General features: G+C 31.7%; 11 protein-coding genes. 9 read left to right on the top strand and 2 right to left on the bottom strand.

The genetic code is table 11. The features are described from left to right. The first annotated feature begins 190 nt into the window (after window positions 1–190). The 6 genes from J3477_RS20570 (at window position 191) to J3477_RS20545 (ending at window position 11272) form a co-directional block, all read left to right on the top strand. Complete coding sequence (locus J3477_RS20570) at window positions 191–1813, top strand: glycoside hydrolase family 5 protein (protein WP_206871954.1); 1623 nt, start codon at window positions 191–193, stop codon at window positions 1811–1813. A gap of 294 nt (window positions 1814–2107) precedes the next feature. Continuing rightward, window positions 2108–3583 (top strand): methyl-accepting chemotaxis protein, encoded by a 1476-nt coding sequence (locus J3477_RS20565; RefSeq protein WP_206871952.1) that lies wholly within the window; start codon window positions 2108–2110, stop codon window positions 3581–3583. 743 nt (window positions 3584–4326) lie between these two features. Beyond that, window positions 4327–6045 carry an ABC transporter ATP-binding protein gene (locus tag J3477_RS20560; protein WP_206871950.1) on the top strand — a complete coding sequence of 573 codons (1719 nt, stop codon included), beginning with the start codon at window positions 4327–4329 and terminating at the stop codon, window positions 6043–6045. Window positions 6046–6048: 3 nt separating this feature from the next. Then, a complete protein-coding gene (locus J3477_RS20555; RefSeq protein ID WP_206871949.1) occupies window positions 6049–7914 on the top strand; it encodes an ABC transporter ATP-binding protein in 1866 nt (621 codons plus the stop codon). A gap of 614 nt (window positions 7915–8528) precedes the next feature. Further along, the gene (locus J3477_RS20550) at window positions 8529–9509 is read left to right on the top strand and encodes an alpha/beta hydrolase (protein WP_206871947.1); all 981 of its coding nucleotides are present in this window, start codon (window positions 8529–8531) and stop codon (window positions 9507–9509) included. 341 nt (window positions 9510–9850) lie between these two features. Further along, the gene (locus J3477_RS20545; protein WP_206871945.1) at window positions 9851–11272 is read left to right on the top strand and encodes a glycoside hydrolase family 1 protein; all 1422 of its coding nucleotides are present in this window, start codon (window positions 9851–9853) and stop codon (window positions 11270–11272) included. Window positions 11273–11346: 74 nt separating this feature from the next. On the opposite strand, the gene J3477_RS20540 is transcribed toward J3477_RS20545, so the two are convergent. Further along, on the bottom strand, window positions 11347–12630 hold the full coding sequence (locus tag J3477_RS20540; RefSeq protein ID WP_206871944.1) for an Nramp family divalent metal transporter: 1284 nt from the start codon (window positions 12628–12630) through the stop codon (window positions 11347–11349). 202 nt (window positions 12631–12832) lie between these two features. On the opposite strand from J3477_RS20540, the gene J3477_RS20535 reads away from it, so the two are divergent. Beyond that, entirely contained in the window at window positions 12833–13303 is a 471-nt protein-coding gene (locus J3477_RS20535) for a metal-dependent transcriptional regulator (RefSeq protein WP_206871942.1), read from the top strand. Between the two features lie 190 nt (window positions 13304–13493). On the opposite strand, the gene J3477_RS20530 is transcribed toward J3477_RS20535, so the two are convergent. Next, on the bottom strand, window positions 13494–14099 hold the full coding sequence (locus J3477_RS20530; RefSeq protein WP_206871940.1) for an HAD family hydrolase: 606 nt from the start codon (window positions 14097–14099) through the stop codon (window positions 13494–13496). A 264-nt stretch (window positions 14100–14363) separates the two neighbouring features. Between J3477_RS20530 and J3477_RS20525 the strand changes: the two genes are divergently transcribed. Further along, window positions 14364–15536 carry a sensor histidine kinase gene (locus J3477_RS20525; protein ID WP_206871939.1) on the top strand — a complete coding sequence of 391 codons (1173 nt, stop codon included), beginning with the start codon at window positions 14364–14366 and terminating at the stop codon, window positions 15534–15536. Then, entirely contained in the window at window positions 15536–16180 is a 645-nt protein-coding gene (locus tag J3477_RS20520) for a response regulator (RefSeq protein ID WP_206871937.1), read from the top strand. Before J3477_RS20525 ends, J3477_RS20520 begins: the two co-directional genes overlap by 1 nt. Window positions 16181–16232: the final 52 nt, after the last annotated feature.

Here is a 16232-nt window from a genome sequence, read left to right as displayed (position 1 = left end):
TAAACTGCTTCACATTGAAAATTATCAAAAACAAAGATTTGCGCAATTATCGAAATCTTTATTTTGAGTCTACAGATTGAAGTAGTTTATCCATACCCCCCAATGTGAAAACAATTACAAATTAAGATTGAATTTATACATGCTAATGATATGTATTAGTAATATTTTTGGAATAAAAGGAGAAATAGAAATGAACGAAAAATTTAGTAATAGCAGAGTAAAAGGATTTCTAAGAGCAGAGGGTACATCGATTGTTAATGGAGATGGAGAAGAAGTGATTTTAGCAGGATGGGGAGTAGGAAATTGGCTCTTGCCTGAAGGATATATGTGGAAGGTTAAGAACAGTAGATTTGATAGACCTCATCGAATAGAAGCAGTGATTCATGAACTGGCTGGTAGTAAATACTCAGAAGAGTTTTGGAAGAGGTTTAGGCAAGACTATATAACTAAAGAAGATATAAGACTTATGGCAGAACAGGGATATAATTCTGTAAGAATTCCTTTTAACTGGCGTATTTTTATGGAGAACGAGCCAGGAATATCATGGAAGGAAGATGGATTCAAGCTTTTAGATCAATGCATAGATTGGTGTGAAGAATATAAAATTTATGTTTTTCTAGATTTACATGGTGCACCAGGTGGACAAACTGGTGCCAATATAGATGATTGTGTTGATGATATACCTAGATTATTTACAGACAAAGACAGTTGGGATAAGGGGATTAGTTTATGGAAGAAATTAGCCGAGAGATACAAGGATAGATGGATTGTTGGAGGCTATGATTTATTAAATGAACCAATAAGACCAGGTTCTCCTCAAGTTAAGAATGTAGATTATTTACTGCCAAGGCTGGTTAAGTTTTATGAGGAAGTAATTGCAGCGATTAGGCAAATAGATACAAAACATATGTTATCTATTGAGGGACATCATTGGTCAACTGACACAAGTATATTCTATAAAAAATACGATGATAATATGGTAATACATTTTCATAGGTATGCATGCTTACCACAAATAGATTCCTTAAAGGAGTTCATAGAAGCTTCTAATAGGCTTAATGTTCCATTATGGCTTGGAGAAACAGGGGAAAATATACATCAGTGGTATACAGCGCTTTATCCTCTATCAGCTGAACTTAATATTGGATACAACCTATGGCCTTGGAAGAAGATGAGCTGTACTAATTCTCCTTATTCTATTGAAGCACCTAAAGGATGGGATAAGATAGTTGGATATATTGAGGGCGGAGCACATCCAGGCTATGAAGAGGCAATTGAGATATTAAACACCTATTTAGAAAATATAAAAGTAGAAAACTGTAAGTATAATTCTGAAGTTGACTCTCATGTGTTTAGAACTCCAGGATGCACAGTTCGCGCTACTGATTTTGATGAACTTCCTGGAAAGGGAAAGTCATATAGCGGTCTAAGAGAAGAAGGAAACATGTATAAGTACAGAGATAATACAGGGATGAAAATAATAGAAGAAACACCTGTAGAAGAGCTTGAAAGAAGATTTGTTTTTGACTGCTTGTGGGATAGGTTCTTATTAGAGTTAAAAGATGATGAATTTGTAACTTATTCAATAAATAATACCACTAACGATAGCGATGTATCATTTGTGTATAGTTGCAGTGAGGCTGCATCAGTAACTATAACTCAAGATGGTAAAGAGTTATGTATGTTGGAATTGACTGAAAGCAAAGATAAAAAAGAGACTGCCCTTATAAAGCTTCTTGAAGCTAGTGAGGCCAAGATCAAAGTTACTGTTAATAAAGGTAGGTTATATCTAGAAAAGATATATTTTAATTAATAATTTTATAGTAGTGGTAAAGAGGAGAAATAAAAATTTTACTCCTCTTTTTTGCACAATAAAGTATCAATCATTGGTTTATATGAACTTTGAGAAGATAACTATTTTTGAAACTAGAATAATTACCAAGAAAGGAATAAATAGCATTGTCTTATAATATTTTGCTGATATAATAGAAATGTAAAAGATAGGATATGTTGAAAAAGCATTTTATAAGATTAGTATTGAATGGATATCAAAATATAATTTTTATATAAATAATATTACATATGATAATTAAGGGGATGAGGAATTATGGAAGAAAATTCAACAATGACCAATGGACAAGGGTTTATGAAGGAGCATTTGAGAAAGGTAAATAAGGTAGTAACAGGTATAATAACTTTGCTATCTGTAGCCTTAATTTTTTTAGGGGTATATCTAAAAACTCCAGCGCTTTTTGCCACTGCAGGAATCATAGTAGTGATTCTAGTATTTTCTGTTTTATCAATGATCAAAAAGAAATATGAGATTTTAGTAGCGTACATAACAATCATTATTATGAGTATATCAACATCTAACTCTACAACAGATGCAAATTCTATATACTTAATTCTTTTGCCTATAAGTATTTCTGCTTTGTATCTAAATTCAAGTATATTTGTAATAAGTACTGTTTTAGCTAATTTAGCTGTAGTAGGAAAATTGGCATTTATAGGGCAACTTAATGTTACTGCAATAACACAAGTAGTAATTGTTAATTTTATAGCGTTAATTATTTATTTCATGACTAAATGGGGAAAAGATCTAATTAAGTTAGCTGGTGTGGAAGCAAAGAAGGCAGGAAGTTCTTTAGAGGACTTAAAAGTTACTATGGGAGTTATAAACACTAATACAGTGGCTTTAGGTGAAGATATATCAAGTTGCTTTGGTAATTTGCAATCTGTAAAAGAAATTAGTGAAACAATGGTTGGCACTGTTAATGAAGTAGTTACAGGAGTAACAGGACAAGCTACTGCTATAAATGAGATAAGCAATATGATGGATACTGCAAATTCAAAGGTTATAGAAACCCAAGAGATTTCAAAACAATTGGGAAGTATTTCACATAGGACAAGTGAGTTGGTATCTAAAGGTTCTGAAAAGATAATACAAATGGATAAACAAATGAATATAATAAGTACTGCTGTAACTGAATCTGTTGCTACAGTAACTGAGTTACAGGACAATATGGACATTATAAATAACTTTTTATCATCGATTGTGCAAATTGCAGAACAAACTAACTTATTAGCACTAAATGCTGCAATAGAAGCAGCAAGAGCAGGAGAGTCAGGTAAGGGATTTGCAGTAGTTGCAGATGAAGTAAGAAAACTTGCCGAGGAGAGCGCTGATACAGTTAAGCAAATCAATGAAGTTATAAGTACAATAAATGGTAAGACGAAAAAGGTTTTAGAATCAGTGCAAAATGGAAATGATGCAGCTAAGATTGGAGAAGTAATCACAAAGGACGTAAATGAAAGCTTTAAAAAGATTCAACAAGCCTTTATAGAAATTGATAAGAATGTATCAACAGAACTTAAAGCTATTGAAAATACCAAGGCAATATTTGATAAGGTAAGTAGAGAATCTGAAAGTATGGCCTCTATTGCAGAAGAGCATTCTGCAGCTACTGAAGAAATGCTTGCAACAATCGAAGAGAATGACTCTAATATAGACAATATATTTAATTTAATGAATAAGATTAATTCATCAAGTGATAACTTGAGAAATACAATGAAACAACAATAAAAATATACATATTAGGTAAAATTAAGTGGTTATGCATCCGATGCTTTAATGAGCCTTCGCAAAGAATTAATATGATTTTGTCATATTTCATGGCTAAAACTGTAAACTCACTACGTTCGAACAGTACAGTTTATTAACGCCATTCCATCTGAAAAAATCATTTAATTCTAGTAGCTCGCTCATATAGCATCTCCTGCATAACCACTTAATTTTAATAATAATATTAAACATATCTCAAAATTAAAAAATAAGATAATATCGTGAATAAACCTAAGAATAAAAGCCATGCATAATAAGGGAAATCAATTTTCTTATTATACATGGCTTTTTTCTTTATAAACATCTCCTATACATTTTTCAATAGTCCTATATTTTTAAATTTTAGAAACAAAAAATTAACATATGAAAACCTATACCTATATATACAAATTATTTTTATCACCAATAAAAGGAGTATAATAATGTGTGGAATTCAGAAATGAGATGATAAGTATAGATAAACCAGTTCCAAATACAATCAAAACTGACAGTTAAGTTGCCATTAATAGTTAAAATGGCTTCTAGTATATTTTTAATTTATGGAATTGGGATATCTATAATTAAAGAGTTCCTATATTGAAACTTATATTTATACTTGTTTGAAAATCGCGGATTGTTGTGATTTTTTGGACATGTATGAATTAATAGTTGAATTAGGAATTCTATAAGCTTGAAATATATAAAGGAAAGAAGTGAGACATCTAATGAATTTATACAGCAAGTATTTTAAAAAGTACAAGACTCCTTTTTTGACTGCTGTTTTTTGCGTTGTCCTTGAGGCGGTATGTGATTTGCTTGGGCCAACCCTTATGTCGAATATAGTTAATACGGGGATAGAGCAAGGCTCTCTTTCAAAGGTTTATTATTGGGGAGCGCTTATGGTTTTAGTTACCGTGATAGGTGCAGGCTTTGCTGTTACACGAAATATTTTGGCAAGTAAAGTATCACAGCGTATGGGAGCAGATTTAAGATATGATTTATTTGAGAAAATTGTTCATTTCTCTGAATTAAGTGCAGATAAGCTTGAAAGTGGATCGCTTATAACCCGTATGACAAATGATACCTCACAAATTACTCAATTTGTAAATGGAATCATGAGAATTTTTCTAAAAGCACCTATAACCTGTATTGGAAGTATTGTTCTTGCAAGTTTACTTAATTTTAAACTAAGTCTTATTATTTATAGTGTAGTTGCAGTGGTGGGCATACTTATTATAGTAAGTATGCAACTAAGCTACCCACGTTTTTATAAATTGCAACAAGCTATGGATAAGGTGAACTCAGTAGTTCAAGAATATCTTATTGGAGTACGTTTAGTCAAAGCTTTTGGAACTTATGACAAGGAAACAGAGAAGTTTGAAGTTGCAAACACAAACCTTATGAAAAAAGGTATAGCTTCACAGATGATTGTAACTTTAACTTCACCACTGATTACCCTTACCGTTGGAATTGGTACAGTAATTGTAATATTAATGGGTAGTAGAATGTTTGTTTCAAAACTTGCGAGCCCTGGAGATATTGCAGCCTTTACTATTTATATGGCACAAATTCTCACATCTTTAATTATGATAACAAATATATTTAATACCTTCGTAAGAACAAAAGCATCCACTGTACGTATAAAAGAAGTGCTTGATAGTGAGGAGGATTTCAATCATAGTGGTGAAAAGAAAGAACTAAATGGTGATATAGAGTTTAAAAATGTTACTTTTGCGTATCCTAGTGGTAGTGGGGTACCAGCTATAAAGGATTTATCCTTCTCAATTAAAGATGGACAAAGTTTAGCTATAATTGGTCCAACTGGTAGTGGTAAGTCTACTATAGCTTGGTTACTTTTAAGATTCTATGATATAAATAGTGGATCTATACTGGTTAATTGTAATGATATAAAGAACTTAGATATTTCTTCCGTTAGAAACAATATTTCTATAGTTCCTCAGAAGCCAATGCTTTTCTCGGGCTCTGTAACTGAAAATATCAGATGGGGAAATAAAGAAGCCAGTGATGAATTAATATATGAGTCTGTAGATAAGGCACAGGCCAACTTTATTGAAAATATGCAAAATGGTTATGAAAGTATTTTAGGAAGCGCTGGTGTTAATATTTCAGGTGGACAAAAGCAGCGTCTTTCAATAGCTCGTGGAATACTTAAAAACTCTTCAGTAATTATATTAGATGATGCTACTAGTGCCTTAGATGCAGTAACTGAAGCCAAGGTTAGAGAAAATCTTAACCCTAAGATAACTAAAAAGACTGTGATTACTATCACTCAACGCTGTGGAACAGCTATGTTTGCAGATAAGATTTTAGTTATGGATAATGGTGTTAAAGTTGGATATGGAACTCATGTTGAACTTATGCAGACTTGTGAGATATATCAGGATATTTATAAGACACAAATAGAAAGTAGCAAGGAGGTGTAAGCTATGGCACAACAAGTTTCTAGACCAGAAGTAAAGGCTCCATCTATTGGAGGAAGACCAGGCGGTGGTGGACCTAATAGATTTGCACCTACTGCAAAGCCTAAAAATGCAAAAGGTACCCTAAGTAGAATCATAAAGATATATATGAGATGGGCTAAGACAATATTTGTAGCTATGGTACTTACTGTATTCTCATCAGTAATTTCAGTATCCATACCATATTTTATAGGTAAAACCTTTAATACCTTCAAGATTTCTAATAGAACAGTAGATACAAAAACACTTGTAGGATTTTTATGGATAATTATAGCTTTGTATATAACCAATTGTATTATATCTTGGGTCAATGGAGTTATAATGCTTAAGGTTTCACAAAGATTGGTGCTTGTGCTACGTACAGAATTTTTTGAGAAGATGCAAAAACTTCCACTTAAATTTTATGATACACGTTCCCATGGTGATACGATGAGTAGAATTACAAATGATGTGGATAATATCAGTTCCACCATAGCGCAGACAACCACTCAGCTAATCTCAAGTGTTTTAACCCTTACAGGTTCCTTTGTGGTTATGATTACACTAAATGTTCCACTGACCTTTGTAGTTTTGTTATGTATTCCGCTAGTAGTTCTTTTAACTCGCTTAATTGCATCGAGAAGCCGTTCATACTTCTTAGCTCAGCAGAGAAGTCTTGGATCACTTAATGGAGTTATTGAAGAAAATATACTTGGGCTAAAGATGGTAAAAGCCTTTGGCAAGCAGCAAGACGTATTGGAACAGTTTAAAGAAATAAATGAAAAGTTATTTGAAAGCAGCAGTAAAGCTCAAACCTGGGCTGGTTATATGATGCCTCTTATGAATGTTATCAACAACTTTATTTTTGCATTAGTAGCTATCGCCGGAGGAATATTGTCAGTAGGGTATGGCTTAGCTGTTGGTACTGTTGTTAGCTTTTTAAGTTATTCAAAACAATTCGCTCAGCCGCTTAACTCTGTAGCGGGTATGTTTAACACAATTCAATCAGCGCTTGCAGGAGCAGAACGTGTTTTTGAGATTTTGGATCATGAAGAAGAAACAGCAGATATAGAAAATGCTATTGAAATAGCAAATCCAAAAGGGGAAGTTGCGTTTGAAAATGTATGCTTTTCATACAACGAAAATACTCCTATTTTAAAAGACATTAGCTTTAACGTGAAGGCTGGAGAGACAGTAGCACTAGTTGGTGAAACCGGAGCTGGTAAGACCACAATTGTTAACCTTCTTACTCGTTTTTACGATGCAGATAGTGGAAAAATTTTAATTGATGGTGAAGCTATAACTAATTTAAAAAGAGACAGTCTAAGAAACTGTTTTTCAGTAGTACTTCAAGATACTTGTTTGTTTACTGGTACTATAATGGATAACATAAGATATTCGCAAAAGGACGCAACTGATGAACAAGTTATAGAAGCAGCAAAAATAGCTCATGCTCATAATTTTATTGATAAGCTTCCAAAAGGCTATCAAACTATGGTGTCTGGTGCTACAGATAACCTAAGTCAAGGTCAAAGACAGCTTATCTCAATTGCAAGGGCAGTGTTATGTGACAGTCCTATACTTATACTTGATGAAGCAACAAGTAGTGTTGATACAAAGACGGAAAAAGATATTCAAAGAGCTTTAACGAAGCTTATGAAAAACCGTACTAGCTTTTTAATAGCCCATCGTCTATCGACTATTAGAGATGCAGATCATATAATGGTTATTGGTGGTGGAACTATACTTGAGAAAGGCGATCACAAAAGCCTTATGGAGAAAAAAGGAAGATATTATGATATGGTTATTAGTCAGATGGGAAAATTGCCTAAAGGACAGGTTTCTGTAGAATAAAATTCTTTTTTAATATTTTACAATGTTAAAGCACCGTGTTGAAATTAATTGGTTAATCATCCGACGCTTTAATGAGCTTACGCAAAGAATTAATATGATTTTTTCATATTCCATGGCTAAAACTGTAAACTCACTACGTTCGAACAGTACAGTTTTTTCACGCCATTCCATCTAAAAAAATCATTTAATTCTAATAGCTCACTCATATAGCGTCTCCTGTATAACCAATTAATTTCAACATTATTCTTAAACATAGCCTAATATTTAAGTTGATAAATTACTGTTAAGTTTAAGAAATATCATGATAATAAAGTTATATAGAAGAAATTAATAACATTAAGTGGTTGTATAAAAAGATGCAACCACTTTTTGCTGTATAGAAAAGTATGAATTTTTTTCAATCTAAAGCTATGAAATCCAAGTGGTTAGCATGGTTTTTTAGGGAATACAGTAAAAAATAAAATTTGTTCTCATGCAAGTTATACTCATATAAATTAGGAGAGTCAGATGAGTAAAAAAACTCACTGAAGAGGTCACTTCAATTGGCTTTTTATGATAATATTATACTATATATTACATAATGCATTAAGATAACAATAAAGGGGAAGTGAATATTGAAGGGTATAATAGCAAAGATAGCAGATAGCTATGGATTAAGTGGCTTGCATAAAGAGTACAGTAAAACAGATCAGTTTTATTTTGATGAAGAAGAGGTTTCGTTGATTTATGGTGATTATAAGAAATTTTATACTAAACCCAATTTACCAAAAATTCATTTTGAAGAAAATAAAATTGAAAGCGGATATTCAAAGGGAAGATTAAAGTTTTCAAGTGAAATAGATAATGGAGATAGTAATGCTGATTCTATCTTTTATTATAACTTATGTAAAGATGAACCTAAAAATACAAGTGTTATATTGATACATGGTTGGAGATCTGAAGAACTAAATAGATTAGAAAATGTGTTTCTAAGTAGTTTTATTGAAGAAAGCTATGATGTTTATAGTTATATATTGCCTTTCCATATGGAAAGATGCCCTGCTGAAGCTTTGTATAGCGGAGAATACTTTTTTAGTGCTAATGTCAATAGAACGCTTAAATCAGTACAGCAGTCCATTAGTGATATTAGAGCTTTAATAAGAAATATAAAAGAAGAAAGAGGCGGCAAAGTCATTGTAATTGGCTTAAGTTTAGGTGGGATGGTATCTAATCTACTATGCGAAGTAGAAGAAAACATTGATCTATTAATTTCATTGTTTTATGCCAATGACTTACATTTTACTGCCTATGAAACTATAGTAGGTAAGTTTGTGAAAGAAGATTTTATAAAAAATGGTTTCGATAGAGAGAGTTTGAAAAGAAGTTGGAGCATTATCAATCCAAGCTTGAAGAAACCTTTGATTGATAAAGATAAAATACTTCTTGTATCAGGCTACTATGATAAATACATAATGAATAAAGATAGTGATATACTATGGACTAGTTGGGGTAAACCAAAGAGATATGTATACAAGTGCGGTCATTCTGGCATTGTACTAAATAAAAGTAGAATCAGAAATGATGTATTAAGATTCATACATGAAAGAGAGCTATGATATTTAAATTTTCTCAATTTGAAAATCCATTGACCACATTTGGACAACTGTGATAGCATAAATACAAATACAATATTGTTATAGGATTGTAACTGGTAAGCAGGCAAAACCTAAATTGATATGAGATGTCTTATTAAGAGATCTGATATTAGTTTAGGTTTTTTATTTTAAGATCGCTTTAGCGAAATTTTTATTATCCTAAATTAATATGACACAATCCTATAAATATGAAAGCAATTTTTATATTAACAGTAACAGAGTATAAATTAATAATAAAGCTATTTGCAACCGATATAGAGTTTTAATATAAAACTCATACTTAAAAACAGGAGGAATATAATATGGAAAACAAAATTAAGTTCCCAGAAGGATTTTTATGGGGCGGAGCTACTGCTGCAAACCAATTTGAAGGCGCATACATTGAAGACGGTAAAGGTTTATCAACACAAGATATAGCACCAAGAGGAATTATGGGGCCTCTTACTGAAGAACCGACAGAAGATAACATGAAGCTTATTGGTATTGACTTCTACCATAGATATAAAGAAGATATCAAGTTATTTGCTGAGATGGGCTTTAAGACTTTTAGATTATCCATTGCATGGTCAAGAATATTCCCAAATGGTGACGATAAAGAACCTAATGAAAAAGGACTTCAATTTTATGATAATGTTTTTGATGAATTAGCTAAGTATGAAATTGAACCTCTTGTTACAATTTCTCATTATGAAACTCCACTAGCGCTAGCTAAAAACTATAATGGATGGGTTAACAGAAAGCTTATAGGCTTTTTCGAAAATTATGTAAGAACTATCTTCACAAGATATAAAGATAAGGTAAAGTATTGGCTTACTTTCAATGAAATAAATTCAGCTTTACATGCACCTTACATGAGTGCTGGAGTATGGACACCAAAGGAAGAGTTAAGTAAGCAAGACTTATATCAAGCAATGCATCATGAGTTAGTTGCTAGTGCGTTAGCAGTAAAGGTAGGCCATGAGATAAACCCAGAATTTAAGATCGGATGTATGATTCTTGGAGTTCCTAACTATCCATTGACTTCAAAGCCAAGTGATGTGCTTAAGGCTATGGAACAAGATAGAGAAAATCTTTTCTTTGCAGATATACATGTAAGAGGAGAATATCCAAGATACATGAATAGAATATTCAAGGAAAACAACATAGAAATTAAGATGGAACCAGGCGATAAAGAGATATTAAAGAATACAGTAGACTTTATTTCTTTCAGCTATTACATGAGTTCTTGTGCAACTGCAGACCCAGAAAAGAACAAAAAGGGAGAAGGAAATATCCTTTCAGGAGTTCCAAATCCATATCTAAAAGCTTCAGAATGGGGATGGCAGATAGATCCTGAAGGATTAAGATACATCTTAAATCAATTATATGATAGATATCAAAAACCATTATTCATAGTTGAAAACGGCTTAGGTGCAGTGGATGAATTAATAACTGATGAAAATGGAAATAAGACTGTAAATGATGATTATAGAATCAATTACTTAAATGATCATTTAGTTCAAGTAGCAGAAGCAATCGAAGATGGTGTTGAACTTATGGGATACACTACTTGGGGATGTATAGATTTAGTAAGTGCATCAACTGCTCAGCTTAAAAAGAGATATGGTTTTATATATGTAGACAGACATGATGACGGAAGTGGTACTCTAGAAAGATACAAGAAAAAGAGTTTCGATTGGTATAAAGAAGTTATAGCTACTAATGGAACAAGCTTAAAGAGATAGAGCACGTAAATATAATTAGTAGTGAAAGAGCTTATAACTTAGTGTAGTTATGAGCTCTTTTTTCTTAATTAATATCATATAAGTGAAGAATATATTAAAACAACATTTAGTGCTATAATAACTGCTGCAATTAGCCATCCTAGATATTTAACAATAGGTTTATTAACAAAGGCACCCATTAAGTCTTTTCTGCTAGTGATTATTAGCATACAGATGATTGTTACTGGTAGTACAAAACTTAGGCACACCTGACTCATTAATAAGGCTTTCATAGGGTTTATTCCAATTAAAATCACAAGCATACCTGGAAGCATTGTAATTATTCTACGCATGATTGCAGGCATTTTAACGTCTACAAAGCCATCCATGATTGTTTCACCTGCCATTGCTCCTACAGAAGATGATGAAAAACCAGAAGCAAGTAATGCTGCACCAAAGGCTCCACTTGAAAGCGTACCTAAAAGTGGTTCTAAAGACCTATGAGCTTGCTCTATAGAATCAACAGTTATACCTCTACTATAGAAAACCGAAGCAGATACTATAACCATCGCTGCATTTACAATGAAGGCAATGTTCATTGCAACAAAAACATCAATTTTTTCCATTTTTAAATGCTTCTTTTTTTCTTCAAATGTTTCCCTATTACGACTTTGAACTAATTCAGAATGAAGATATATAACATGTGGCATAACAGTAGCCCCTAACATGCCTACTGCAATTAAAAGTGCTTGGCTATTTGGAATAGAAGGAAGTAAAGTATGGATTGCTACCTGATTCCATTCAGGTTTTGCAAGGAATAATTCAATGGTGTATGAAATGCAAATAATAGCTACAAGTATTGTTATTACAATCTCAACAACTCTCTGACCGTATTTTTGGAGATAAGCTATCAATAAGGTGATTAATGCAGTCAATAGTACTGAATAGTTTACGGAAAGGCCAAATAATAGATATAGGCCTAGCACACCACCGATGAACTCAGCCATGGTTGTAGCTATTGCAGCGAGAGTTGACACTATATAGAAGAACCAATTCATTTTTTTTGAAAAGACCTCTCTGCACATTTCTGTTAGGTTTTTACCAGTGGCAATGCCCAGCTTTGCAGACATGATTTGAAGGAATATTGCCATTAAGTTACTCCATAGAATAACCCATAAAAGGTTGTAATTAAAGATTGATCCTCCGCTGATATTTGTAGCAAAGTTACCAGGATCAACATATGCAACACTGACAATAAAAGCAGGGCCAAAAAACTTTAAGACTCCTTTAAGTTTTTTTAGTATGCTCAAGGAATTATTTATTGTAGGCTTTGTAGTTTCTATGCTACTAGGCTTTTTTACGAAATATTCTTTATTCATATTTAATTCACCTTCTGTATGAAATAAGATATATAATGATTTAAAAAATGTATTGATTATAAAAATTAGCCTATGCTAAAATTTTTAACCTAATTTAAGTTATGAAGAATTATATAAAAATGTTACTCTAGGGTAATTTTTTTACCCTCTTGTGCATATAATTTACTAAGGCTTTTTGAACCTTAAAAGTAGGTGAGTAATTTTGGACAATAACTCTTTTCATACCTTTAGTGAATATATGAAGAATGAGGAAAATTTGCTTACAGCTTCTATGGAAGATTACTTAGAAATGATATATAGATTATCCATAGATAAGGGTTTTACTAGAATAAATGAATTATCTGAAGCTCTAAATGTACACCCACCCTCTGCTACTAGAATGGTTCAGAGGTTAGGTGAATTGAATTTGTTATTATATGAGAAGTATGGAGTAATAATACTAAAGGATGAAGGTAAGAAATTAGGAGAGTTTTTATTGAAAAGGCATAAAACCATAGAGGCCTTTTTAAGAGTACTTGGTATAGCTGAAGAAAAGATATTGAAAGAGACTGAAAAGGTTGAACACACATTAAGCGATGAAACCACTAAGTGTTTTGAAAAATATATTTGTTTTATAAAGGATAATCCAGATGTGATTATCAGATTTGATGACTACAAAAATTCAAAGTCATAGACATCAGTTAATATTAAGCCAAAAAAAGATACTTAATAAGTTAAGATATATCCTAGCTTATTAAGTATCTTTTTTATTCTTTAGGAATTTATAATATTACAATAGTTTTAGAAGCTTTTTATGGCTATGCTTAAGAATATTGTTGAAGTTAGTTTCAATGTAGTGCTTTAACAGAACCATTTTAATATATTTATAGATAGATATTATAGGTTTTTAAATGTTCTTTTAGAAGAGCTGGATCTTTAAGTAGGATGGTATTGATACCTAGATTTTTAGCCCCTTCAATATTTTCTTCAACATCATCTATAAAAATTGATTCTTTAGGGTTAAGGTCATATTTTTCTATTAATCTCCTGTAGATAGCTTCCTCAGGTTTTATAAGTTTTTCTTTATAAGATACAATTCCACCATCAAATAACTTGAAAAAATCATATTTTTCAAGTATATGATCAAAGGCAAGTAAATGAAAATTAGATAAGAAGTAAATCTTGTAATTTGAATCCTTTAGTAATTTTAATACTTCCACTGATGGTTCAATAGGAGTAAGAAGGTCATACCAATTTTCGAAGGAAAGCCTTATTAAATCACCATTAGCAACGCTTCTGTTTGCTATAGCGTTTTTTGCTTCTTCCTCTGTAATGGTACCTCTATCAAGCATTAGCCATTCTTCGCTCTGAAATAATTCTTTATGAACCTCTAAAACTTTTTCAGGCTGCTGGATTTTTGAACTTAGATACTCAATAGGATTAAAGCTAAGTAGTACATTTCCTATGTCAAATATAATATTTTTATACATTATTAATACCACCTTATTAATGTTATAGATTATAATTAATTGAAGCTAGTTGTTTTTATGGGAATTAATAGATGATGACATAATTATATATTTTTAAAAGGAAAGTGTAAATAAAGATGTGGCACTTCAGTCTAAAAACCATTTTCAAAACTCCTCTGGGTTCTGAGAGGAGAGTTTGACAATATAAATTTTAAAATGAAGTGACACATCTAAAGATGTAACACTTCAGTCTGAAAACTATTTTTAAATTGGGGGGATAGGTGCTTGGAGGATAAAAATATAAGAATATTTTCTGTGGTAATGAATGTAATAAATCTAATAGTTGCTGTAGTAATCTTAAACAATAACATCATAGAAAATAGAACAATGTTTTTGGTTGCTTTTAGTGCGTTGATAATTATTTATTTTATTAACATCAAAAAGTTTAGTAAAAAGCCGTCTAAAGAAGGAAATATACTTGGAGTTATAAACACTTTAATTATTTTATTTATAGTGTTTTTAGATAGCACAGGAGTCTCAATTGTATTGATATTAGTTAGCGTTGGTACATCTATTCTTAATAAGTCTACTAAGGTAGGGTTAAGTTTGGCTTTAACCAATTATATAGTATATATGCTTGTACTGATTTTAAAACATGAAGCCTTAAATTTGTACAATATATCTATAATTACTATAAATTTTACTTTTGCATGTGTTTTAACAATAGCAGTTAAGTATGAGCTAAATGAAAAAACAAAGGCTCAATTAATCTCTAAAGAATTAGAAGAAAGAACTAGTGAATTAGAGAGGGCTTATGAAAGGCTTCAGGATTTATATGAAGATAAAGAAGAAATAATAGTACTTAAAGAAAGAAATAGGATAGCTGGGGAGATTCATGATACAGTAGGCCATATTCTAACTACTGTCACTATACAATTAGAAGCTAGTAAAAGATTAATAAAAAAGGATCCAGACTTAGCTTTAGAAAAATTAAACTCAGCTCAACAGCAGGTTAAGACAGGTCTTAGCGATATTCGTAAATCAGTAAGATCCTTGAAAGATGGAGAACACCTACTAGATTTTGCAGATATATTGAAGACTTTTGTAGAAGAAGTTAAGAAAAACAACGAGTTGGACATAGAATATGATTTAGCAGCTATGCCTAAGCTTGATAAAAAAATAGAGAATATAATTTACAGAGCACTTCAAGAAGGTATAACTAATGGAATTAGGCATGGGAAAAGCAATAGGTTCAAGATTAATTTAAACCATGAAAACAATACAATACAATTTACTTTACAAGATTGGGGACAAGGTTTTGACAAGTTTAAACCAGGCTTTGGAATAAATAATATGAAATCAAAGGTAGAGGGTGTAGGAGGAAAGTTTAATATTGAATCTAAAATTAATACTGGAGTTACCATAAAAATTGAAATACCTATAGTGGAGGAAAATTAATGCTGAGAATTCTAATTGTAGATGATCAAACTTTAATGAGAGATGGCTTAAAAACAATTTTAGATTTAGAGGACGACTTAGAAGTAATAGGTACTGCAAGCAACGGTAAAGAAGCTTACGATCTAGTAGGAAAGTTAAAACCTGACGTTATCTTAATGGATATAAGGATGCCTGTACTTAATGGAGTGGAGGCAACAAAAATAATTAAAGCTGAATTTAGTGATGTTTCCATAATCATGCTAACAACCTTTGATACAGATGATTTGATAATTGAAGCTTTAGAGTGTGGCGCCGATGGTTATTTACTAAAGGATATTGATGCAGATAGATTGATTCAATCAATAAAAGAGGCAGCTAATGGAGATATGTTATTGCCTGCTAAAGTAGCGGCAAAACTGGTTAATAGAGTTTTAAAGACAAAGAATGAGGATAAAGAAAATACAGTGGATTTTGATGCATTAAAAATAACAGAAAGAGAAAAAGAGATTTGCATGCTACTTTGTGAAGGATATTCAAACAAACAGATATGTGACAAGCTTTTTTTAACCTTGGGGACAGTAAAAAATTATATTACTAATATATACAGTAAATTAGGTGTTACCAACCGTACAGCTGCGATTTTATTTTTGAAGAAAATTATATGACCCAAAATATGACCTTAGTGAATGTTCATATTACCTTCTCATAGTATATTAT

Source organism: Clostridium zeae, assembly GCF_017312485.1.
Classification (GTDB): domain Bacteria; phylum Bacillota; class Clostridia; order Clostridiales; family Clostridiaceae; genus Clostridium_AR; species Clostridium_AR zeae.
The sequence above is the reverse complement of the archived record's forward strand: the minus strand, read 5'-3'. Positions and strand labels throughout refer to the sequence as shown.

Bases quoted from the DNA above. Each gene is read 5' to 3' on its own strand.
- J3477_RS20520 (WP_206871937.1), top strand. From the start codon at position 15,536: ATGCTGAGAATTCTAATTGTAGATGATCAAACTTTAATGAGAGATGGC.
- J3477_RS20540 (WP_206871944.1), bottom strand. From the start codon at position 12,630: ATGAATAAAGAATATTTCGTAAAAAAGCCTAGTAGCATAGAAACTACA.
- J3477_RS20530 (WP_206871940.1), bottom strand. From the start codon at position 14,099: ATGTATAAAAATATTATATTTGACATAGGAAATGTACTACTTAGCTTT.
- J3477_RS20545 (WP_206871945.1), top strand. From the start codon at position 9,851: ATGGAAAACAAAATTAAGTTCCCAGAAGGATTTTTATGGGGCGGAGCT.
- J3477_RS20560 (WP_206871950.1), top strand. From the start codon at position 4,327: ATGAATTTATACAGCAAGTATTTTAAAAAGTACAAGACTCCTTTTTTG.
- J3477_RS20565 (WP_206871952.1), top strand. From the start codon at position 2,108: ATGGAAGAAAATTCAACAATGACCAATGGACAAGGGTTTATGAAGGAG.
- J3477_RS20570 (WP_206871954.1), top strand. From the start codon at position 191: ATGAACGAAAAATTTAGTAATAGCAGAGTAAAAGGATTTCTAAGAGCA.
- J3477_RS20555 (WP_206871949.1), top strand. From the start codon at position 6,049: ATGGCACAACAAGTTTCTAGACCAGAAGTAAAGGCTCCATCTATTGGA.